General features: G+C 38.6%; 20 protein-coding genes. 17 read left to right on the top strand and 3 right to left on the bottom strand.

Features of this window, described 5'->3' with window-relative positions:
• Positions 1–217: 217 nt before the first annotated feature.
• The 7 genes from H0185_RS10820 (at position 218) to H0185_RS10790 (ending at position 8,322) form a co-directional block, all read left to right on the top strand.
• Positions 218–1,816, top strand: a complete 1,599-nt coding sequence (locus H0185_RS10820; protein WP_221873508.1) for a transglycosylase domain-containing protein — start codon at positions 218–220, stop codon at positions 1,814–1,816.
• A 21-nt stretch (positions 1,817–1,837) separates the two neighbouring features.
• The gene (locus H0185_RS10815) at positions 1,838–4,099 is read left to right on the top strand and encodes an O-antigen ligase family protein (protein WP_221873507.1); all 2,262 of its coding nucleotides are present in this window, start codon (positions 1,838–1,840) and stop codon (positions 4,097–4,099) included.
• Positions 4,100–4,238: 139 nt separating this feature from the next.
• Positions 4,239–5,270, top strand: a complete 1,032-nt coding sequence (locus H0185_RS10810; RefSeq protein WP_221873506.1) for an LPXTG cell wall anchor domain-containing protein — start codon at positions 4,239–4,241, stop codon at positions 5,268–5,270.
• Positions 5,271–5,355: 85 nt separating this feature from the next.
• Positions 5,356–5,937, top strand: a complete 582-nt coding sequence (locus H0185_RS10805) for a class D sortase (RefSeq protein ID WP_221873505.1) — start codon at positions 5,356–5,358, stop codon at positions 5,935–5,937.
• 112 nt (positions 5,938–6,049) lie between these two features.
• On the top strand, positions 6,050–6,244 hold the full coding sequence (locus H0185_RS10800; RefSeq protein ID WP_221873504.1) for a hypothetical protein: 195 nt from the start codon (positions 6,050–6,052) through the stop codon (positions 6,242–6,244).
• 56 nt (positions 6,245–6,300) lie between these two features.
• Positions 6,301–7,320, top strand: a complete 1,020-nt coding sequence (locus tag H0185_RS10795; protein WP_221873503.1) for an acyltransferase — start codon at positions 6,301–6,303, stop codon at positions 7,318–7,320.
• An 816-nt stretch (positions 7,321–8,136) separates the two neighbouring features.
• Positions 8,137–8,322, top strand: coding sequence for a hypothetical protein (locus H0185_RS10790; protein ID WP_221873502.1), 186 nt, complete (start codon positions 8,137–8,139; stop codon positions 8,320–8,322).
• Between the two features lie 82 nt (positions 8,323–8,404).
• On the opposite strand, the gene H0185_RS10785 is transcribed toward H0185_RS10790, so the two are convergent.
• Both H0185_RS10785 and H0185_RS10780 read right to left on the bottom strand, forming a co-directional pair.
• On the bottom strand, positions 8,405–8,590 hold the full coding sequence (locus tag H0185_RS10785) for a hypothetical protein (RefSeq protein ID WP_221873501.1): 186 nt from the start codon (positions 8,588–8,590) through the stop codon (positions 8,405–8,407).
• Between the two features lie 349 nt (positions 8,591–8,939).
• Complete coding sequence (locus H0185_RS10780) at positions 8,940–9,371, bottom strand: cupredoxin domain-containing protein (protein ID WP_221873500.1); 432 nt, start codon at positions 9,369–9,371, stop codon at positions 8,940–8,942.
• Positions 9,372–9,989: 618 nt separating this feature from the next.
• Here H0185_RS10780 and xylE point away from each other — a divergent pair.
• From xylE to H0185_RS10745, 7 genes are all read left to right on the top strand, one after another.
• Positions 9,990–11,411 (top strand): D-xylose transporter XylE, encoded by a 1,422-nt coding sequence (gene xylE, locus H0185_RS10775; RefSeq protein WP_221873499.1) that lies wholly within the window; start codon positions 9,990–9,992, stop codon positions 11,409–11,411.
• A 273-nt stretch (positions 11,412–11,684) separates the two neighbouring features.
• Complete coding sequence (locus H0185_RS10770) at positions 11,685–11,945, top strand: hypothetical protein (RefSeq protein WP_221873498.1); 261 nt, start codon at positions 11,685–11,687, stop codon at positions 11,943–11,945.
• Between the two features lie 34 nt (positions 11,946–11,979).
• The gene (locus H0185_RS10765; protein ID WP_221873497.1) at positions 11,980–12,216 is read left to right on the top strand and encodes a hypothetical protein; all 237 of its coding nucleotides are present in this window, start codon (positions 11,980–11,982) and stop codon (positions 12,214–12,216) included.
• A 70-nt stretch (positions 12,217–12,286) separates the two neighbouring features.
• Entirely contained in the window at positions 12,287–12,814 is a 528-nt protein-coding gene (locus tag H0185_RS10760; RefSeq protein ID WP_221873496.1) for a stage II sporulation protein M, read from the top strand.
• Positions 12,815–12,819: 5 nt separating this feature from the next.
• The gene (locus H0185_RS10755) at positions 12,820–13,410 is read left to right on the top strand and encodes a YIP1 family protein (protein WP_221873495.1); all 591 of its coding nucleotides are present in this window, start codon (positions 12,820–12,822) and stop codon (positions 13,408–13,410) included.
• Positions 13,411–13,445: 35 nt separating this feature from the next.
• Positions 13,446–15,095 carry a M48 family metalloprotease gene (locus tag H0185_RS10750; RefSeq protein WP_221873494.1) on the top strand — a complete coding sequence of 550 codons (1,650 nt, stop codon included), beginning with the start codon at positions 13,446–13,448 and terminating at the stop codon, positions 15,093–15,095.
• 141 nt (positions 15,096–15,236) lie between these two features.
• Positions 15,237–16,358, top strand: coding sequence for an efflux RND transporter periplasmic adaptor subunit (locus H0185_RS10745; RefSeq protein ID WP_221873493.1), 1,122 nt, complete (start codon positions 15,237–15,239; stop codon positions 16,356–16,358).
• A gap of 398 nt (positions 16,359–16,756) precedes the next feature.
• On the opposite strand, the gene H0185_RS10740 is transcribed toward H0185_RS10745, so the two are convergent.
• The gene (locus H0185_RS10740; protein WP_221873492.1) at positions 16,757–17,461 is read right to left on the bottom strand and encodes a toxin regulator; all 705 of its coding nucleotides are present in this window, start codon (positions 17,459–17,461) and stop codon (positions 16,757–16,759) included.
• A 766-nt stretch (positions 17,462–18,227) separates the two neighbouring features.
• On the opposite strand from H0185_RS10740, the gene H0185_RS10735 reads away from it, so the two are divergent.
• From H0185_RS10735 to H0185_RS10725, 3 genes are all read left to right on the top strand, one after another.
• Positions 18,228–19,829, top strand: coding sequence for an acyl CoA:acetate/3-ketoacid CoA transferase (locus tag H0185_RS10735; RefSeq protein WP_221873491.1), 1,602 nt, complete (start codon positions 18,228–18,230; stop codon positions 19,827–19,829).
• 72 nt (positions 19,830–19,901) lie between these two features.
• Positions 19,902–21,140 (top strand): L-lactate MFS transporter, encoded by a 1,239-nt coding sequence (locus H0185_RS10730; RefSeq protein ID WP_343223131.1) that lies wholly within the window; start codon positions 19,902–19,904, stop codon positions 21,138–21,140.
• A 14-nt stretch (positions 21,141–21,154) separates the two neighbouring features.
• Positions 21,155–22,114 (top strand): DUF561 domain-containing protein, encoded by a 960-nt coding sequence (locus H0185_RS10725; RefSeq protein ID WP_221873489.1) that lies wholly within the window; start codon positions 21,155–21,157, stop codon positions 22,112–22,114.
• Positions 22,115–22,197: the final 83 nt, after the last annotated feature.

Raw genomic sequence — 22,197 nt, 5'->3', positions numbered from 1 at the left:
ACAAAACATACTTCTAAATCGGTATTATAAACGAAAATCTTTATATTTAAGGGTTTTAGCTACCTAAATAAGTGCGCAATCTTACATGTTTATTTTATAATGGGTGTTTTTATAAGTGAAATATTATTTTATTTGAATAATATTTACCGCATAATGGTATTTTTATAGTAAAATACACATGGTATAAAAGTAGTGGATAATTTTGGGGGATCTGACAGTGAAATTGAAAATCTTATCTTATATTTTAGGTTTGCTTCTTCTGAGTTCTTTGTTCTTTATTGGATTTCTCCTTAGTGTGAATAAGGAGATGTCTGAGGAGAGGCATACCACTCTTTACGATCAAAATGGGAATGAATTGTTCTCTAATAATCATTGGATTAGCATCGGGCAATTGCCATCCTTTATAGTAGAATATCTTGAAAACGAGATACTGGTGGACCGAACAGCAGAATTGCTTTATCCAAGCCAAGATATCAAGAAAATGCTAAGTAAAATGCTTTTGAAACATAGTTATACTGAAGAAGAGATATTTGAGATTTATGTAAATAAACTTTACTTTGGCAATGGTTTGGTTGGGTTTGAAAATGCATCCCAATATTATTTTGAAAGGCCAAGTAAAGATCTAAACGAATTGGAACAGATATTTTTATTATTTAAATCCCAGGTGGGAGAATCCATGAGTATGCAACAGGATTTAGAGGTATTCTTGGCTGAATTAATGGAAAAAGATTATCTATTAGATTATCGGGAATTTTCTACATTAAATTCAGAGGTCCCCGATCTTTTAGAAGGATTGAATCGTAGAAACACTAATTATCAGTCTTATGTTCAACAGGTGACCAAGGAATTGATTTCCACTTTTGATATAACAGAAGGCGAACTTTACAGAAGAGGTTTTGAAGTAAACACCCATTTGGACCGAGATATACAAAATAATATTTATGAAACATTCCAAGATAGAACGAGTTTTCTTGAACATGATCAAGCATTTGTAGAAGGTGGGATGGCGATTGTTGAACATCAAACTGGGAAGGTTATTGGTCTGATGGGTGGACGTGAATATTATAAGTCCACTTTTAATAGGGCTACAGAAACCACGAGACAACCAGCATCCACCTTCAAACCCTTAATGGTTTTTGGACCTGCCCTTGAAACCGGATGGAAACCGGATGATTTATTAAAAGATGTCCCGATGAAATTTGGAGATTTCAAGCCCAGAAACTACGATTATCGATATAGGGGAGAGGTTTCTATTAAGGACGCCTTGGTGAAGTCATATAATGTACCAACTACGTGGTTACTATACAAAATAGGGTTAGATAAAGGACTAGAGTATATTGATAAATTTAATCTATTTCAGATTGACCCAAAAGATGGGTATGGATTGGCACTAGGATTTACAAGTGTTGGAACCTCGCCGCTGTCAATTGCACAAGCATATACCGTTTTTCCTAATGAAGGAAAAATGCAGGAGATACACACCGTAGAATCCGTCAATTTCCAAGGGGAGGTTGCCTACAAGACAAAAGGAGAAGAAGAAAGGATATTCTCTAAACAGACTGCTGAAACTGTGACATCTTTGCTAAGGAGTGTAGTAACAGATGGAACGGGAAAAGCTGCCCAAATTAAGGGGAAACAAATTGCTGGTAAGACTGGTACCACCTCTTATGATGGTTGGTTTGTTGGATTCGATGATCGGTATATAGGAGCGGTATGGATGGGGCCAGATGAGGTTATCCCCGAGAACAGAATGAACTTGGATGAGGATAAATATGCCCCAAAATTATTCAAAGAGGTTTTTAAAAAGGTAGAGTAAAGAATGTCCGGAGGATTTTGTATGCAATGGTTTGTTTTTATTTTTTTGGCAGCTATTTTTATTTTTTCGCCCTATGAAAGAGGGTTGTATTTTACAGATGATTTCTACGGCTTAAGTATTTTGATTTCGGTGTTATATATCCTTTATTTTCTAAGTTCTCTCATAAGGAAAGAAGGGTTCGGTGCAAAAAGGACTTGGATTATTCTCCTTTTACCTTTATGTAATCTCATTTCAATTCCATTTGCTGAGACTCCGAGAGGGGCATGGGAGACTGCTTCTAAATGGATTACTTATGCTGTTTTTTTTCTCCTTCTTTACTGGGTCTCACATAATCATAAAATCAAGAAATGGATGCCTTTTGTCTTTCAACTAACGGGAATTTGGCTTTCCTTCTTTATGTTTGGTTGTTTTTACAGACTTTTTGATTTTCATCAATCGATGGTTGCAGGGAGGTTTGCAGGGGTTTTTCAATATCCAAATACCTTTGGCATGGTGATGGGCCTTTTCTTTATTTATTCTCTTGTCCACCTTACAAAGGAAAAACTGAAAATAAGAGATTTAATGCTCTATTCAGTCCCTCTCGTTCCATTTTTTGTTAGTTTTATCTACTCCTATTCCAGGGGGATGATGTTAGTTCTGCCAATTGTATGGTTTATCGGACTAATCTTGTTTTCAATGAAAAAACAGGTTGAATATATTGTGTATTCCCTCATTAGTATCGGAACTTCATATTTCGTTTACAGGTCTATTTTACAAGGAGTAGCGGAGAAGAAGGCTTCTCCTGGTTTGTGGGTTCTTGTTGGGATGATCCTACTATCGGCGTTTGCGATTTACCTGTTTAAATATACGATGGTAAAAAAAATATCAATGCTACCTTGGGTTAACAGGGAACAACTGCGTTTCCTTTTGCCTAGTTTGTTCGTTATTTTCGGGCTGGCTGGACTGGCCGACGTGACTAATCAAGGATTGATCTATCGCAGCTTACCTCATACTCTTCAAGAGAGAGTCGAGAGTATAAGTCTAACCACCTCAACAGCCGTAGAACGGATTACTTTTCTTGAAGACGCAATTGAAATGAGTAAGGAATCTCCACTATTTGGATTTGGAGGTGAGGGGTGGGCTGCGGGGTATAAGAATTATCAACAAAACCCGTATGTATCGAATAAAATTCATAACGGCTATGCCGAGTGGCTTATCAACACGGGTACTATTGGGGTTCTCTCCTATCTTGTTACATTTGGATTCTTGTTATATTCCGTATTTTGTCACTATAGAAAGTCAAAAGAACGTTCTCTCAATGTTGCTGTGATTTTAGGTTTATTATCTGTGATTTTTCATAGTTTTATTGATTTTAATTTTTCATATAGTACCGTTTGGTTTATTGTCTTATGGCTATTTGTCTTAGGACTACCAACTCCACTGCCGCAATTAAAAAGAGAGTTTAGTAGTTTTCCAACCAAAATAAATTTAAACCATTTTGTTCCGGTTATATTATGTTTGCTTTTACTTTTAAATATTGTCTTTTCATATCGATTTATGATTGCTGCTCAGTCTTATGAACAAGCAAAGCAAGCTAGAACGTATCCTGAGCGTATAGAGTTAGCGGAAAAGGCAACTAAATACCATCCTACCCAAACAAAATATAGATTCTTTCTTGCGGAAACCTATATTTCTGCTATGAAAAATACCCCAGAAAAAGATTATTATATGGAAATTCACCATTTGGTGAATAAAGTGACAGCGCTCGAGCCTAGAAACTCGTCTGTACTGCATAAGGCAGCTTTAATAGCAGGAAAGGCTGAGTTTACTTTGCAAACAATTGACCTATTCGATTCCGCCTTAATGGTAGATCACTATAATACAAAGCTTTATGAAGACAGTATTAAGACGAAGACTGGTTTTGCTGTTACACATCTAAAAGAAGATCAAAAATGGTCTAGGGAAATGGCGAAATCCGCTATACGAGATTACGAGCAAATGATTTATTGGCATAAAACAGTACTTGGTAAAAAATTAAGTAAGTCACAAAATAGTCGTGATTTTGTTGTCTCTAATGAAGTTTATTATCATGCAGCATTATCCTTTTACCTTTTAAATCAATACAGTGATAGTTTAGTGATTATAGACAAGATGGCTGAACCAGATATGAAAACAACTGCAATAGCCATATTATCTTTTGAGAAAATAGGAGAAGTGGAGAAAGCAAAGGAGTTATATGAAAAAAGTAATAATAGAAACGATTTAAAAAACCTAATTTATAAAATTAAGGGAATTACTGCATAATTTGGTAAAAAATATTAGACTTACTGGGAAAAATAAGTTATATTAATATAGGTGTTTAGGTAATTAGTACTATTACTATAATAATAGTAGTATTAACTTCCTAACATAAAAACATAATATAGGAGGAAATGGAAAGAAAATGAGAAAAAAACTATCATTTTTAAGCGGTATGGCAGCATTCACTCTTTTATTTGCTCCGATTGCTACCAACACAAGTGCAGCTGAACTGAATGCTCAAGATGAAGCGGCTGTAGAATTTGTAAGAGGGGACGTATACGATGTAAGAGAAGACGTATACGATGTAAGAGAAGACGTATACGGAGTAACAGAAGATGTATACGGAGTAACAGAAGATGTATACGGAGTAACAGAAGACGTATACGGAGTAACAGAAGACGTATACGGAGTAACAGAAGACGTATACGGAGTAACAGAAGACGTATACGGAGTAACAGAGGACGTATACGGAGTAACAGATGTCGTTTATTTCAGTGAAACTTATACTAGCGAACAACTAAATGATCTTCGCGAGTCTGGAAAACCTCTAGTGGTTACAGGAAACGTTGAAGTCACGATTCCTATTTCTCTACTAAAAGGTGCTGAAGAAGTAACAGTTAATGTAAATAAGATTACTGTTGATGGTTCTTTAGCTACATATGATTTTTCTATTTTAACAGCCGATGGGAAATACATCAGCAAATTCGACGAACCAGTAACCCTTAAATTTGTCATTGATCCATCTAAAGTAACAAATTGGAATGATTTGAAAGTTTATTATATTGTAGATGGTGAAAGAACAAACGAATATTACCAGCCTATTAAGTTTGACTCAACTACAGGTGAAGTATGGGTAGAGGTATCACATTTTAGTGCTTACGGAGTGTTTGAAGTAGCAATTGCTAATAATAATACTCAAGCTCCTGCGTCCACGAACAATCAAACTGACAAAGCAGGGTCTGGAGATAATGGCGCTTCTAACGAAACTAATTCTGGTAAGAATGGTTCGAATGTAGAAGCTACAGGTACTACAACTACTACAACTTCTGAAACAAGTGAAGGAAATGAATTACCTAATACAGCAACTAACAACTTTAATCTGTTAGCATTAGGTTTATTAGTAACTGTTATGGGTGGAGCACTATTGTTCATTTCAAGAACGAAAAGAGCTTAATACCTACTATATAAAACATGAATTCATCCCCCTTGGTGTTATGAGGGGGATTTTTTTATTTAATACTAGGGAGGAGAGGATGCACATGTACCAAAAACTTATCGCCACCCTTATTATCCTATTAGGTGTAGGAATCATAGGGTATGCTGGTTGGGAAATTTTCGATTCAATATCCCAGTCAGAAGAGTCCATTTTAAAAGCAAGGAAAGTAGTTGCTGAGGGAACTAAGACTAATGAAGAAGAGTCTGATAGGGAAGGGCAGGTATCAGCCAATAACGGGGAAGTTATCGGGGTATTGTCTATCCCTAGTGTATCTTCTGAACTTGCAGTAGTTGAAGGGACTAACCCTGATGACTTGGAAAAAGGAGTAGGGCATTATAAAGGGTCATCCTATCCAGGGGACAATGGCCAAATCGTTCTTTCAGGACATCGTGATACGGTTTTTCAAAGATTGGGAGAGTTGGAGTTTGGCGATGAATTAATTTTGGATCTTGCAAACGGTACCTTTAGCTATGAAATAGTGGACACAAAGATAGTTGATGCTGATGACAGGAGTATTATTACGCTACAAAAGGAAAAAGAGGAACTTATCCTCACAACTTGTTATCCTTTTGGATATATTGGCAATGCCCCACAAAGATATATTATCTATGCAGAGAAAAAGTGAATGTTTTTTTCCCTCCACTAGTTATATCAGTGGCCGCAGGGAAGGTCTAATGGTACAGCTGAATCTTAGTAGAACTAATTTTTGGAATAGACATTAAAGGTTGGGATTTTGATTGAGTCCAATGAATAAAATCATCCCTATTAAGATGGCGTTCTTTATTCCAAATGCCAACAGATGCTTGAACCATCCAATTCGTTCTTGCATGATTCTTCCCACTTTTGATACAGCAACGGGTGGTGGGTTTTATCAGGGCGAACAACAATATAGCATGAAGAAGTTTGACCTTTTTTCTCTTCTCATAACATAATGTTTCTTGTAAAAGGAAATAATAAAGAAAAGTCATAAAGGTACGAGGACCGAGTAATGAATCGAAACTATGCGGTTGATTTTATCAAGTTTTTTGCTATTTTGGCGGTTGTCATTATTCATACGTTTCCTGTAGATACAAAGTTTGGCTACTTTATGCTTGATAATCTTTCAAGATTTGCGGTTCCTTATTTTTTTGCCGCTTCTGGCTATTTGTTTGGGATTAAAGTGATCAATAATCCAACCTCTTACACCTATTTTAAAAAGTACGTCATTAAAATAGTAAAAATCTATGCAAGCTGGTTTCTGTTCTATTTTTTATATGATGTTTTGAGGATAGTCTTAGCGGGTGGAAACGTGAGAGCGGAACTTTCGAAATATCTTGGCCAATTCACACCTTTAGATTTGGTTTATTATGGTCAAGGAACAAGCGGGTATCAATTGTGGTTTGTGATCGCGCTAGTATGGAGCGTTTCGGTGCTTTATCTATTTTTCAGGATGAATAAAATTACGCTCTTATTAATCGCCGCTCTATGTTTCAATTTACTAGGTCTTTTTGGACAGTCTTATTCTATATTCTATGAATTGACAGTAAGGACAACACGGGATGCCTTCTTCATTGGCTTGTTTTACACCACCCTTGGATTCTGGTTTGCCCATGCATCTCCTTTCAAACAGTATCGAGATGTTTCGATGAAGACTTCCCTTTACCTGTTCTGCTTCTTCCTTGTTCTACAGGTCGCAGAAGGATACTTTCTCGAAAAAGGATTAGATGCCAAACATGGAGAATACTTTCTATCCACTATATTTCTAACGGTCTTTTTGTTTTCACTAACCATCCAGCATCCTCAGCTCGGGAAAGGGTTATGGATATCAAAAATTGGTGGAAACGCCTTAGGAATCTATGCGATTCATGTATTATTTATTGATCTAGTCGATTTAGCCGTTAACACTTTGGGACTGAAAAACATCGGTCATTTCCTTATTTGGAACATGACCGATACATTCCTTGTCTTTACACTGTCTTATCTATCCTATCGGTATATTCAGAAATTCAAGAAGGGTATGTTGGTTTAGCCCCGGGACAAGGGGACAGGCACCTTGTCCTGGTTGTTGATAGGGTGGAAATTTGGAGGAAACTTTTAATGCTGAAACTCTTTTTATTTCAAGGATAAGATATTTTAGGATGATAAAACCGGTAGGGCGAGCCTACGGGTTTTATTTTTACTTGGGGGTAGAGCTCTAGGAATGTGGTCATATCAAAGGGAAACTAATCAAACGTTTAATGAATAGATTGAGAGGAAGATATTCTAGGAGAATAGATAGGCCTAAAAGAGAGAGGGTCTACTTATACTGATGTAGGAGTATGTAAACTATAGGGGTAATTCCTTTTTAAAGCAAAATCATGGGAGAGAGGGTTAGAGTGGGCGTCAGATGACGCCCCTCAGCCATTAGTATATCACATGGTACATATGAGACGGTTCAAGACTACTGAATACGTTACTTCCAAGCAAGATATCGGCTTCATCGGCATGATGAAGCGAGTTTCTGGCGATTCCAAGCAAGATATCGGCTTCATCGGCATGATGAAGCAGGTTTCTTGGGGATTCCCAGCAGATTTCGGTTTCATAGGTATGATGATGCGGGTTTCATGGCGATTCCCAGCAAGATATCGGCTTCATAGGCATGATGAAGCAGGTTTCTTGGCAAATCCCAGTAAGATATCGGCTTCATCGGCATGATGAGTCGGGTTTCATGGCGATTCCCAGCAAGATTTCGGTTTCATAGGCATGATGAAACGGGTTTCTTGGCAATCCCAGTAAGATATCGGCTTCATCGGCATGATGAAGCGGGTTTCATGGCGATTCCCAGCAAGATTTCGGTTTCATAGGCATGATGAAGCGGGTTTCTTGGGGATTCCCAGCAAGATATCGGCTTCATCGGCATGATGAAGCGGGTTTCAGGCGATTCCAAGCAAGATATCGGTTTCATCGGCATGATGAAGCAGGTTTCTTGCGGATTCCAAGCAAGATATCGTGTTCATCCGCCCTAGCAAGACGAGTAGCCATACAGGCATAGCATCTTAAAAACTAAGGTTATTTGAAAGTATTAATGAAGGGATAGAAGATCAATTCTTTTCTTAGTTAAGGTGCCCGCTTAATTAAGCAATTTCTTCTCGATTGATAAGGTCGTTATAATGTTCTAATTGCTCTTGAAGAATGGCTATATATTCCATCATGGCGACTCTAACGATAGTAGGATAATAACGACTATTAAGCTCTAACTGGCACTCCTCTAAATCCATCTTTTTTATGGCCAAAATCTTATTCAATTCCTCTTTGCTCACAGTTAATCCTCCTTGTTATCAAATTACATTTCTCCTATATTCCAAAACTAGTAACATAGTTCAAGTATGGACAACATTTACATAGCTTATTCAAAAGTTTAATCTTTTAGTTCTTGCGGCATACTAGAGTGATTTCAATGTTTGGGTGTTGGCAACGCCTGAGTCTTAGGGATTTGTAGATCGGTAGAATAGTTATCTTTGTGGTAAGGTGAATAAGGGAAATCCTATGGAGTGCGACATATTCTAGAGGTAGGTGGAGAATACATCCAACCTTATTTAGTGAGGATATTGAAAAGAAAAAGCTAGCAGCCAAACTTCCAGAAAGGAAGGAGAACTGCTAGCTTTATTTTTATTCGACTACTTTAAGGGTAATCGTCATCGCTTCATGATCTTCCATCGCACCGCAAACGGTTGAACATATTAATTCGTATTCGCCTACGGCATCAGCTGTGAATTCTACAGGTGCGTCAGCGGTAAGTTCGATTCCTAATTCTTCATTTGCTATTGTATGAAAGCCTTCTTTGTTGACTAAGTTCAATTCAACCGTAGAGCCTTTCTTGATGACCAACTCATTATTGGAACTGAAATCCCAGTTTGTTGCCGTAATGGTAAATGAATCAGCATCAGAAGCTGTTGTTGCGGTGTCAGTGCTTGTTTCTTCTTGTTGCGTAGCGGGAGTTTCTTCGCTTGCTGGTGTACTCGCTTCTTCCTCTGTTCCGCCGCAAGCTGCTAATGCTAATGTTAATGCGCTAGTGATTAAAAATAATCCAAGCTTTTTCATTATGATCTGTCTCCTTTTTCCTATAGCTTTTTATGTGTGTACAAAAGGGGGTCTAATCCAGCCCCATTATGTTCCGATGGCTCTATAGTAAGCCAGATCCGCGATCTTTTCTGTGATTAGAATCAAAAATTCAAAATGGATGAGGAGGTGACTTCCTTCCAGATGTCGCCTTTTATAGAGAAGAGATAGGGTGTATTGTTCTTCTAAAGTTGATAGAAAAATAGTCCATTAAGATAAGGATGAAGTATCCAACTAGGGAGGCCCACCATACCTGAAATTTGGAGACTTTGGTAACGAACTAAAGATGGTGAATCCCAGTCCTAGCGCCGTTATTCCAACCTTTTACAGAACTGGTATTAAGCCCCGATGAGTCCTTAATTTAGTTAGTTAATTCAGTAGACAAACTAACAAGCTAGTGGTAAAATCATTAACAAGTAAATAAGCAAGCGTTTGCATAATGAATTTAAATAATAGAAATCGTGAGTACAAAATTGGAAGGAGGATAAAGACAGTTTTTCATTACAAGGATAAGGGATCCAAACACCTGTGAATGTAAGCGGATACTGGTCCCAATAATATGAAGATTCAATTCTATGAAAAACTGTTCTTTAGACAATCATGAAAAAACAACGTAATGGGCTTTATATTTTTGCACTTACTCTTGTTGCTGCTATTGGAGGATTGCTGTTTGGGTATGATACGGCTGTTATCTCTGGTGCAGAAGGTTCGATTGAAGAATATTTAATTAACAGCTTAGGCTTAGGATCTTTAGCGCATGGTGCCACTACATCTAGTGCCTTAATCGGATGTATTATTGGGGGCTTAATTTCAGGAGTATTCGCTTCGAAGTTTGGGCGTAAAAAATCCTTGATTGTGGCAGCGATTTTGTTTTTTGTATCCGCTTTAGGTTCAGCATTTCCGGAGTTCTTGTTCTTTACAAAGGGAGAACCAACCTTAGCACTGTTGCTAACGTTTAATGTATATCGTGTAATTGGTGGAATTGGGGTTGGATTAGCTTCTGCTGTTACACCAATGTATATTGGGGAAATTGCACCAGCGGATATTCGCGGAAAGATGGTTTCTTTTAACCAGTTTATGATTATTTTCGGGATGCTTGTCGTTTACTTTGTAAACTGGGGCATTGCCAATGGTCAAACCATTGAATGGATCAATGACATTGGTTGGAGATACATGTTTGCTTCAGAAGCGATTCCTGCTTTAATCTTTGGTTTGTTGTTGTTCCTTGTTCCAGAAACACCACGTTATTTAGCGATGCAAAATCAAGATCAGAAGGCATTAACTGTTTTAACTAAAATCAATGGTGCTTCAGAGGCGAAGTCGATTTTAGCTGAAATTAAGAATAACGTTCGTACAGCGGATCAGGCAAAGAAGGCAAAGTTATTTGCTTATGGAAAGCTTGTCATTGTGGTCGGAATCTTGCTTTCTATTTTCCAACAGTTTGTAGGAATTAACGTAGCACTTTATTATGCTCCACGTATTTTTGAAAGCATGGGAGCGGCAAAAGACGCTTCAATGCTACAGACGATTGTTATGGGTCTAGTTAATGTTGTTTTCACTGTTATAGCGATTTTCACAGTGGATAAATGGGGCCGAAAGCCGTTGTTGATTACAGGCTCCATCGGAATGGCTCTTGGAATGTTCGGAGTTGCAGGTCTAGCATTTGCCAACGTGATTGGAATCTCTACTCTAGTGTTTATCATTATTTATACCGCTTCATTCATGATGTCATGGGGACCAATTTGTTGGGTGTTGATTTCAGAAATCTTCCCTAATAAAATCCGCGGACAAGCCGTTGCGATTGCAGTAGCAGCACAATGGGCTGCCAACTATTTCATCTCCTCTACGTATCCAATGATGATGGAATACAGCGGAGGTATGACTTACGGATTTTATGGAGTCATGAGTGTTCTTTCCGCCATCTTCGTCTGGAAATGGGTACCTGAGACAAAAGGGAAAACACTTGAGCAAATGGAAACATTGTGGATGAAAAAGTCTGTACAGAAGCAAAAAGCATCATAATAGAAAGAGAGGCTACCCACATAGGGTAGTCTTTTTTTGCGTTGAGGGATTTCCGGCGTATAAAAACCTAAGTTCGTGAGGAAATCCAGCTATCCTCCTTTTGTGACACTTTTGTAAAATACAAGGTTCAAACCTCCTGGATTTATTTTACATTAAATGTAAGTAGTTTGAGCCTAAGTATTCATTATTTTTCAGTTTGACTGAATGTTGGAAAATTATATTGAAATAATGGAAATAATTGATACAATTGGAAATCGTTGAGGAGGTGAGAAGATGAACGCTTTAGGAATTCATTACTATAAGATTCAAAAATATGTCCTTTATACTGCATTGATAGCTACTATTACCCTATTGGCACTAGTTTTTATAGGAAACATGGCAGTGGGTGAAGCCGGCATAGGATTGAATTATTATATGAATACGCATGGTGCAACGCCATCAGAAGGATTAGTGGCAGGAGGCATCACTCTATATTCAAGCTATGTGATGGGCCTTGCATGGGGTGGTCCTGTTGGAGTGGCAGTAGGACTATAAAATAATTTGCAGCATTGGGAACAGGGGGATAAAAATGGTTAAAAAAATGAATCTATCAAACTTAAAACTTTATACGATAGCGTTATTATTACTTAATTTAGTAGTTTTTACTGGTTTAAAGGTTGCTAACGTATATCTAGCAGGTGGATATTATTTATCTAAAAGTGGTGCAAGTGCCGGCACAATGCTAGGTTACGATACAGCTGCATTAGTACATACTGCAATTTGGGGCGTCGTTAGTGGAGGAGCAGCTCTGGCACTAGGAGCTTAAAGAGATAGAGAAGGGAATAAATAGTAAACATGCCCCGTTTACTATTTATCCCTTTTATATTAGGGAGAAAATGATGCGGAAATTTTATATTATTTCTTTTCTTGTTTTTTTGACTTCATTTATTTTAGGAATCGTTTTTTATAGTCCTGACATCTTTATTCCAACGAACAAAACGGACTCTGAAGTGGTGGTCGGGATCAAGGATTTTTACCATATTGCATTGAATAACTTAACGGTCCTTTTATCTCTTTTTTTGGGCTTTTTTTCATTTGGTCTTCTTTCTTTAGGGATTCTGATTTATAACGGATTTATGTTTGGTGTGATTTTTACAAATTTACATGTCAACGGGATCCCTTTAAAAATCATTTTGAGTGGTTCTGTTGCTCATGGAGTGATTGAAATAACAGCATTTATCATCGCTGCTGCATGGGGGTTGAAGGGCTTTTTGTTACTCAGACAAATAGACAAAATGTTTGAGGAAGGGCGTTTCTTTAAGGAAACTAAGTTCCTGAAATCTATTACAGGCTGCACGGCTTTGATTATTTTGGCCGCAGCCATTGAGTATTTTATATCGTTTCGACTAATAGGATTATGGTGATTAAAATGGACTATATACAAGAGCATAAAAAGTTTGTACATATTGTTTCAATTATACCGGTTTTATTAATAGTACTTTTCAACTATTTAACTTTCGGTGAGTTATCAAATAAACTGGAGATAGACGAAAAATTCGGTGATACGGCGTTTTATAATTTTACCTCTATGATCAATCTAGTTGTCGGGATTGCCACAACCTTATTAATTTGGGTGTTATTCTCTCTGGCGGTCTTTATTGGGCTGAAATTATTCTCAAACCAAACCTCTACCTTTTCGCAAGTATTAAGGACGGTTGCCATTTCCTTTACCCCATTATTACTAACCACGATTGGGGTCTATATCATTACAAAACTTAGTCATTTCAATTTGGATTTGTCGAACATTCAAGACTTTCAAAATCAACTGGACCAATCAAATTATAAAAAAATAACAGCCGATACCCGTATGTTAGGATACATCTTTAGTTCGGTACTATGCTTTTTCCTTATTAAATGGAGATTCAAACTAAGCGTCTGGGCATCGTTGATTATTGTATATGTCCCCTTGCTGCTATTGGGAAGTACCTTTTTCATGGCGCAAATATTTATAGGTAGGTGATTGTCATTCTTACATCAAGAGCTGCAAAACTTATAATGGCTGTATGTATATGCCTTTCTTTCTTATATCCACTAAATGTGGATGCAACGGAAAAAAGTAGTGTCAAAATTGAGTTGCATGTAACCGGTGAAACCAATTTTGTTGTCTATAGAGTTCCGGATGAGGTCATAGAGACTTCGCAACAGGATTTAAAAAGTGAATTAATCCAGTCTATATCAAGAATGTGGAATGTTAAAAATGAAAGAAGCGAAAGTTATCATGGTGGGATCAAGTATACGATTTTTTTAAATGATTTCTTTACATCAAAACAAAAAACGAATCTTTCATTTGATATGGATCCAGGACTTTTAACAGAACCATTTCATCCAAATCAAACGATTCAGTTTGATTTGATTTCCAACAAGCTAATCGAGTGGGATGTAAATAATGCGTCTATTTTTTCTATTGGTTTTACTAAAGAGTTTTCGCCATTGAGTGAACAAAAGTACATGTACTCAGGTACCGTAGATTCTTTCAATTCCTTTGAAAATCAAAGCTATCTGGGAGCTATGAATACCCAGAAAGTAATCTCTCATACAATCATCTATTATTCTTTTACAATCATGGTCATATTTTGTGGATTTATAATGGCACAAAGATTTAAATACCACGTTTTAAAGCATCCGCATAAGAAGAACGAGTTGCGGAAAATTGGCCAGAAGTTTCAAGTGCCTGTCCTAATTACCATCATGATTCAATTCTTATTCACGATGACAACGGGCACCATTATTGTTTATGAATATTTTTATGGGTTATCTCTAGGGATATTATTGTCTTTCGCTCCTTTATTGATCAGTGCCTTCTCTATGATTATATTCTTCGTTAGAACTCAGCAGAAAATAGTAGTAGAACTAGAAGGTGACGAGAATACACATAAATCCTCAAAGGAACTTTGGAGTAACTTTGTACCGTTTGTCGTACCTTTAACGTTAACCATATTTTTAAATTTCCTTTTATATATTTTTCCTTGGGGTTTATTTAACTCTGATTCTAGTATGATGAATCTGACCATCGTCCATTTGATTGAACTGGTCATTATTTCACTGGCCTTTTTGTCTGCTCCACTCTTCTACAATCTGTTGCTGCCCAAAAAGGTTTTATCTGAGGAATTATTGAAAGAAAAGATAAATAAATTATGTGCTCAGCATCAGGTTAAATTTAACAAGATCTATATTATCCCATCAAGAGAATACAGAATGGCAAATGCCATGGTTTCTGGGTATTTTAATAAAAACTTATACATCTATGACTATTTATTAGACCAACTAGACGATGATGAATTGGAGGCTGTCATCCTCCATGAGATTGGACATGTGAAAAAGAGACATCTGACAAAAAACTTTGGCGTGATTTTAGCCATCCTGATTGTATTTCAAATGGTCTTTTATTTCATTCCAACCCTTGGATGGTATGGCCTGTTAATCTACTTTAGCACGCTTTCCTTAATCGTTACTGCTGTTATGAGAAGGTTTGAATTTCAAGCAGATGAATTTGCTGTAAAACATATGAATAATACAAATAAGATGATTGATGCCTTAAAGAAAATAACCACTGCCAACTACATGGAAAGTAAGGAAGGAAAGTATTCCAGAATCCTAAAAACACATCCGAGTGTGGAACAAAGAATTAGTAATTTGAAGAGTTGACTTAAAAAATTTGTATAAAAGGGAAAAGCACCTCGACCTATGGTGCGGTGAGAGGATTGGAAATCACTGCGGCTAGGAAGAGGTGTTTCCTTTGCCCGAGATGAAAGGGCAATACAAGGAATAATATAGCAGGTGTTTGATATGAAAAAGATAGTGATAGCGGCAGGAATACTACTTGTAGTCAGCGTTATGGTTGGGATAAATGTTGTTCGCTCTATCCAAACCGATCAATTTGAGGTAACAACGAGCACATTGCAGGTAAAAGAGTTAACAGAAACTGTAACGGTACCAGGGGCATTATCCATTGCAGAAGAACAATTCATCTTCTACTCACCTGAAAAAGGGGAAGTCTCTGAAATTTTAGTTGGAGAAGGGGAAAAGGTGGATGTAGGTACGCCTCTTGTAAAATATCGAAATGACCAGTTGGCCATTGAACGCAAAAAACATTCGTTAATGATCGAATCAGGATATATAAAGATTAATAACATTGAAGACCAAGAAGATCGTTTACAAGAGAAAGAAGAAGAATTAGCAAAACAAGTTGGTGAAGAGGAAGCAGCAAAACAAGTAGATCCGGAATATGATCAGCTAACAACAGAAAAAAGAATGGCGAACCTCGACGTACGACAATTGCTCCTACAACAAGAATTTTATGATAAGCAGGTAGAAGACATGGAAGTGAGAAGCGAGATAAAAGGAACTGTCATAAAGGTCGATGAAAATGTAGCTGGCCCGGATCCTACGAACATGAATTCTTTGCTTCATATTGCAGATTTAGATTCCTATTTTGTATCTGGTGTAATCTCAGAATATGATGCTCTGAAAATAAAAGCAGGAGATAATGTTGTGATTACGAGTGATACATGGCCAGAACGCACATGGAAGGGCAAAGTGGAATTCATTTCAATTTTACCCCAAAAACAAACTAATGGACTAGAAAACAACAGCACAGATTTTACCCAATACCCCATTAAGGTCTCGATCAATCAGCCAGAAAGTTTAAAGCCGGGTTTCCAGCTTATGATGGAAATAGAGACAAACAAACGCGAGGTTTCTGTCTTGCCTACTGAAGCAATAAAACAAGATGGTGATAAACAAACAGTATTTATCATAAAAGACGGCAAAGCGGTTCGCCGTGAAGTGAAGACGGGATTGAGTGAAGGGGAGCTTATTGAAGTTGTAGCAGGTTTAGGCCCTGATGACCAAGTGATTGTAAACCCTCCACAAGGTCTTAAAGAAGGGGCGGGTGTGACACTTAAATGATTAAGTGAGTCCATCAATAAAAGGTATGGCGATGGAAAAGAAGATGTTCAGGTTTTACAGGGTCTCAACCTCACCATAACTTCTTAAACCTTCAGCACCAATTTTTCCATATCCTTTTATCCAGCTGTCAACTACTGACTTTGACTTGATCCCGTGTTTGTTGGCTAGGGGTCTTTTCCCTAATTTTCCTTCTTGATCTCTCTGACCACCATTCGTTTCAACTCATCACTATCTTTCTTAGCCAACATAAACACCCCAAAGGATTAGATTTTGACCCTAACTTTTGGGGTGCACCTTAGAACAGTCCCCTGTGTCCCTATAAACGGCTGGCCTTGACCGATGCTTAGGGACTTGTTGATAAAGTTCCTATTAGACAGGAAGATGTACCCTGTCCAGGTTTATTGTTCTATTTTTTCAATCGATACGCCTGGAATGGATATTTCTCCACCCATTGTTGATTCGTAAGTAATGAGTCCGGCTGATACTCCCATAATGGTAATGACATCATCTTCTAAAACTCTTGAATCTAGAATGGAAGAATCAAATTCTCCGAAAAGAACCGTATCGTAATTGTCATTCACTGCTAATCTTATTTGAGTGGTACCGTCACCTTCCATTACCTGAACGACCTTGCCTTTAAATTTGACCTTTTCTGCAATGTAATCATCAGGTGTTCTTGCTAGTTGATCATAGGTGATTCCTGTCTCATACCCTTTCTTTTCTTTCTCCTCTGCCAAACGCTTTTCTTCAGCAGCTTTCGCTTCAGCTGCCTTCTGCTCAGCTTCTTCCTTTTCCTTTTCTTCAGCTAAACGTTTTTCTTCGGCAGCCTTCGCTTCAGCTTCTTTTTGCTTCCGTTCTTCTTCTTTCAATTTAAAGAAGGGCTCTGCTTCCTTCACTTTTGCTTCTAGTTCGGCAATTTTCGTTGCAGATTCACTGTTTAGTGATTCTAGTTCATCAATTTCCTCTGTCATGCCTTTGTTTACCTTTATTGCGGTATCCATTGCTGCTTGGGAGGGACCTACAGTTGAGCCAATCCATAGAGCAAGAAGGGCTACAAGAGTATATCTCCAATTCTTTTTAGCAAAAGATAAAATACGTTTCATCTTTAAAACTCCTTTTATAGTAAATTTGTGAATAGGATAATTTTACTATATTAAAAATTATTCAGAGATACTAAAGATGAAGGATATGTGAATTTTTAACATTTCTTAGTTGGTCATTCTTACTACTACTTTCTGACTCACACTGCAACAATTACTTTCTTTAAATTCAACCTTCACTCAACCAATGATAAAAAGGACAGGTAATCTAAAGAAGAGCTTATGATTTTCTAGCATAATGTTGCTGTTCCGGAAGGGGAGCGGTGGCCTTTGGGCCACTCGTGTTGTAAAAATGCGAATTTAATCATAAATGCTGTGAAGGAAAATTTTTTTAAATTTTTTGGGGTATGGTTCTACTAGTTTTATTCTATTTGAATAGTGTTATTGAGAAGGAAAAGGGAAGGATGGGGTAAATCTTGCTGGTTTTCTGCAACACTTCAAGCAAATGGCTGTTCATCAATACATATAGCACAGAATCATGCTACTTAAATGATTACATCTATAAACCTCCCCGTCTAAAATATGCCCCTGTTCCTTTTTGTTTTTCGCAAAAAAACAACAGAAAACAGCTCAATTCGGCACTTATTGTGCCGTGTTGACGGCTATTTGCTTTTGTCTTACGATGTTAGTGAAATAATTCACAAATGAAAAGGCATAAGGAAACCACACATCTTTATGTTGAAAAGTTCACATCGCTTTACATGATTTCCTTATTTTTTTCTTTATATATGTGAAGGTATTCACAAAAACAACTAAGGAGTGAATAGACATGACAAAAGTGATTTCAGCAGCGAAAGCGGCAGAGTTGATTAAGGATGGGGATACGGTTGCGGCTAGTGGGTTTGGATTATCGTGCTGGGCCGAAGAAATGGGGATTTCCATTGAAGAGCGTTTCTTGCAAACAGGGCATCCACAAAATTTGACTGTTATGCATTCAAGTGCCGTCGGAAACAGACGAGATAAAGGGATGAGCCATTTAGGCTATGAAGGCTTGGTGAAACGGTGGATTGGTGGGATTGCCATTGCCTCCCCGGGAATGGCGCGATTAATTGAAGAGGATAAATGTGAAGCTTACAATCTCCCGCAAGGTGTCATCACGCAACTCTACCGTGAAATTGCGGCGAAGCGCCCAGGTGTGATTACAAAGGTAGGGATGGGTACTTTTGTTGACCCTCGCGTTGAAGGGGGAAAGATGTCCCCGTCCACAAAAGAGGACATCGTGAAAGTCATTGAAATTGAAGGAGATGAATGGCTGTATTACAAGTCCTTCCCAATCCAAGTCGGGTTAATTCGCGGAACGACTGCAGATGAAAACGGAAATTTAACCCTTGAAAAAGAAGGTCTTCATATGGAGGTTCTCCCAATTGCTCAAGCTGTTCGCAACTCGGGTGGAATCGTGATTGCCCAAGTTGAGACGGTTGCAAAGAACGGAACGTTAAGTCCAAAGGATATTAAAGTACCAGGCATTTTAGTCGACTATGTTGTCGTCGCTAAACCGGAAAATCATTTCCAAACAGAGAACACGTATTATAATCCAGCTTTCTCTGGACAAGTAAAAATTCCAGTTGGCGGAATTGAGCCACTTCCACTCGATGAACGGAAAGTGATAGCACGTCGTTCGGCAGCGGAACTGTTGCCAAATACTATCTTAAATCTTGGTGTGGGGATTCCGGCAAGTGTCGGAACAATTGCGGCAGAAGAGGATGTGAGTGATCAACTCATGCTTACAACCGAAGCAGGCTCCATTGGTGGTGTACCTGCTGGCTTAAAGGATTTTGGTCATGCGTATAACTCTGAGGCAATCGTTGACCATGATTCCCAGTTTGATTTTTACGATGGTGGCGGAATTGATTTGTCTGTTCTTGGCTTGGCTCAAACGGACCAGTTTGGGAACGTAAACGTCAGTAAGTTTGGCTCTCGTGTCGCTGGATGTGGCGGTTTCATCAATATCTCTCAATCGGCGAAAAAGCTCGTCTTTGCGGGTACCTTTACAGCTGGTGGGTTACAGGTGAAAGTCGAAAATGGCAAATTGCAAATTGTCCAAGAAGGAAAGGCAAAGAAGTTTATTAAAAACGTTCAACAGATTACGTTTAGTGGTGCTTATGCGAGCGAGATTAAGCAACCTGTTGTCTACGTGACTGAGCGCGCGGTGTTTGAACTAGTGGAAGGGAAAATGACGCTAACTGAACTGGCACCAGGAGTGGACTTGCAAAAGGACATTCTTGATCAAATGGAATTTGCACCGGTGATTTCCCCTAATTTAAAAGAAATGGATGCGGGCATCTTCGAAGAGAGCTGGGGGAAATTAAGGTCCATTATTGAGGAAAACGCGCACGAGGCTAGTAAGCCAGAGCCAGTACTAGTAGGGTAAACATTCTATCAGCAAACAAAGGGGTGCAAATGCTCCTTTGTCTGCCACTTTAAAATAGAGAGGAACATGATTGTGAATATGGAGCTAAATCGGTGGAGAATCCTTATTGCCTCAACTTTGATTAATATTTGCGTTGGTGCGGTTTACGCATTCAGTATTTTTGCCCTGCCATTAACCAATGTTTTTAACGCAACCATGCCGGAAATCATGATGGCCTTTACCATTAATGCTGCCATTTCGCCTATTCCAATGATTTTAGGCGGGAAGTTGGTCGATAAAGGTGGCGCGAAAACCGCCATTATCCTTGGTGGATCGATGTTTGGCATTGGGTTTATTTTATCAGGCTTAGCAACTGCGCCTTGGATGCTTTACATTACGTACGGTTTAATTGCCGGTATCGGACAAGGAGTTGTCTATTCTGCTACGATTGGGAACACAGTTAAGCTCTTTCCTGATAAAAGGGGTCTTGGAACTGGAATTGTTACTGCAGGTTATGGTGGTGGGACAATCGTCATTGCCCCTATTGCGAACGCCTTAATTACAAATAACGGTGTTCAGTCAGCCCTTGTAACGCTTGGAATTGTTTTCTTGGTTGTTATTTTAGGCGCAAGCTTTTTCTTCCAAGCTGCTCCTGTTGGCTATGCTCCAAAAGGGTGGACACCGCCAGTGGTTGCAGGTGCCAAGAAAAATGGTGTGAATATCCCGTGGAATGAAATGCTGAAAAAGCCAATCTTTTACGTGATTGCTAGTTTGTTTTTAATCGGTGCTCTCTCTGGAATGATGGTTACATCGAATGCTTCAGTCATCGGACAGACCATGTTTGGACTTTCCGCAGCTACAGCGGCATTATATGTTAGTTTGTATTCTCTAAGCAACTGTCTTGGTCGGGTTTTCTGGGGAGCTATTTCCGATAAAATTGGCCGCACAAAATGTTTAATGGTCATCTACATCGTCATTGCGGCAATGATGTTAACGATCGCATTATCCACTTCGGTCCTTGGCTTTGCTGTTGCAATCGTTGGGATCGGGTTATGTTTCGGCGGAACCATGGGGATTTTCCCATCGATTGTTGGGGAGAAATTCGGGATGAAGTATTACGGTGTGAACTATGGGGTCACCTTTATCGGTTACTCCGGGGCGGCTTTCTTTGGACCAAGAATTGCGAATAGCGTGGCCGCTGCAAACAGTGGAAGCTTTACAAATGCCTTTTATATCGCGTTAGTTATTTCACTTATTGGTTTCGCTTTAACCTTTGTATTTAAAGCCATGGAAAACAAAAAATCAACAACGACAATCTCAAAAATAGCTTAGAGGAGGAAATGAACATGAATATAACAACATTACTAGGAATTAAATATCCAATTTTTCAAGGAGGGATGGCGCAAATTGCGTTACATCCACTCGTAGGAGCTGTTTCAAATGCTGGAGGTTTAGGACTTATCGGATCAGGAGGATTAACAGCAGACAGCCTTCGTGAGGAAATCCGTAAAACAAAAGAAATCACGGATAAGCCATTTGGTGTAAATCTAATGTTAATGATGAAGAATATCCCAGAATTGATTGAAGTCATCATAGAAGAAGGCGTTAAAATTGTCACAACTGGTGCTGGAACGCCTGCTCCTTATATGGCCACTTTTAAAGAGCATGGAATTAAAGTCATTCCGGTTGTCCCTTCTGTAAAAATTGCCAAGAAAATGGAAGCGTTAGGAGTCGATGCGATTGTAGCTGAAGGAACGGAAGCAGGAGGGCATGTGGGCGAAACAACAACGATGGCATTATTGCCACAGATTACAAGTGCTGTCTCCATTCCAGTTGTCGCAGCTGGTGGAATTGCCGATGGGCGCGGAATCGCTGCTGCCTTTGCGCTCGGTGCTCAAGGTGTCCAGGTTGGAACTCGCTTCCTTGCTACCGTTGAGTGCCCGACACATGAAAATTTTAAACTCGCAGTGGTTAATGCAGATGATACAAGTACAATCGTTACCGGCCGTAGCATAGGCGGTCCAGTGCGAAGCATTAAAAATAGTATGGTTGAAGAGTTTCTAAAGCTAGAAAAACAAAATGCCTCTCGTGATGAATTGGAACATATTTCTTTAGGCTCTCTGCGTAAGGCGGTGTTCGAAGGAGATACAGATCGAGGCTCCGTCATGGCTGGTCAAATCTGTGGGTTAGTCAAGGAGATTACCACGGTAGAAGAAATGATTACAACTATGTTTGCTGAAGCCCAGGAAGTTTTAAATAAACTAGGGAATACAACGATTGTTGAAAGAGAATTGGTACACGCATAATCGTTTGCAAGCCAAATGGAATGATCTATTCCATTTGGCTTTTTTTTAGGTAAAATGTCACATTCTATCCACGGTAATTCGAT

Origin of the sequence: Mesobacillus maritimus, from assembly GCF_019749255.1 — a bacterium.
GTDB lineage: Bacteria > Bacillota > Bacilli > Bacillales > Cytobacillaceae > Mesobacillus_B > Mesobacillus_B maritimus_A.
Note: the sequence above shows the minus strand (reverse complement) of the source record. Positions and strands in the feature narration are given on the sequence as shown.

What these genes read in the sequence shown, in the direction of transcription:
- H0185_RS10815 (WP_221873507.1), top strand. Translation starts at nt 1,838, where the DNA reads ATGCAATGGTTTGTTTTTATTTTTTTGGCAGCTATTTTTATTTTTTCG.
- H0185_RS10810 (WP_221873506.1), top strand. Translation starts at nt 4,239, where the DNA reads ATGAGAAAAAAACTATCATTTTTAAGCGGTATGGCAGCATTCACTCTT.
- H0185_RS10805 (WP_221873505.1), top strand. Translation starts at nt 5,356, where the DNA reads ATGTACCAAAAACTTATCGCCACCCTTATTATCCTATTAGGTGTAGGA.
- H0185_RS10795 (WP_221873503.1), top strand. Translation starts at nt 6,301, where the DNA reads ATGAATCGAAACTATGCGGTTGATTTTATCAAGTTTTTTGCTATTTTG.
- H0185_RS10790 (WP_221873502.1), top strand. Translation starts at nt 8,137, where the DNA reads ATGATGAAGCGGGTTTCTTGGGGATTCCCAGCAAGATATCGGCTTCAT.
- H0185_RS10780 (WP_221873500.1), bottom strand. Translation starts at nt 9,371, where the DNA reads ATGAAAAAGCTTGGATTATTTTTAATCACTAGCGCATTAACATTAGCA.
- xylE (WP_221873499.1), top strand. Translation starts at nt 9,990, where the DNA reads ATGAAAAAACAACGTAATGGGCTTTATATTTTTGCACTTACTCTTGTT.
- H0185_RS10770 (WP_221873498.1), top strand. Translation starts at nt 11,685, where the DNA reads ATGAACGCTTTAGGAATTCATTACTATAAGATTCAAAAATATGTCCTT.
- H0185_RS10765 (WP_221873497.1), top strand. Translation starts at nt 11,980, where the DNA reads ATGGTTAAAAAAATGAATCTATCAAACTTAAAACTTTATACGATAGCG.
- H0185_RS10760 (WP_221873496.1), top strand. Translation starts at nt 12,287, where the DNA reads ATGATGCGGAAATTTTATATTATTTCTTTTCTTGTTTTTTTGACTTCA.
- H0185_RS10755 (WP_221873495.1), top strand. Translation starts at nt 12,820, where the DNA reads ATGGACTATATACAAGAGCATAAAAAGTTTGTACATATTGTTTCAATT.
- H0185_RS10750 (WP_221873494.1), top strand. Translation starts at nt 13,446, where the DNA reads ATGGCTGTATGTATATGCCTTTCTTTCTTATATCCACTAAATGTGGAT.
- H0185_RS10745 (WP_221873493.1), top strand. Translation starts at nt 15,237, where the DNA reads ATGAAAAAGATAGTGATAGCGGCAGGAATACTACTTGTAGTCAGCGTT.
- H0185_RS10740 (WP_221873492.1), bottom strand. Translation starts at nt 17,461, where the DNA reads ATGAAACGTATTTTATCTTTTGCTAAAAAGAATTGGAGATATACTCTT.
- H0185_RS10735 (WP_221873491.1), top strand. Translation starts at nt 18,228, where the DNA reads ATGACAAAAGTGATTTCAGCAGCGAAAGCGGCAGAGTTGATTAAGGAT.
- H0185_RS10725 (WP_221873489.1), top strand. Translation starts at nt 21,155, where the DNA reads ATGAATATAACAACATTACTAGGAATTAAATATCCAATTTTTCAAGGA.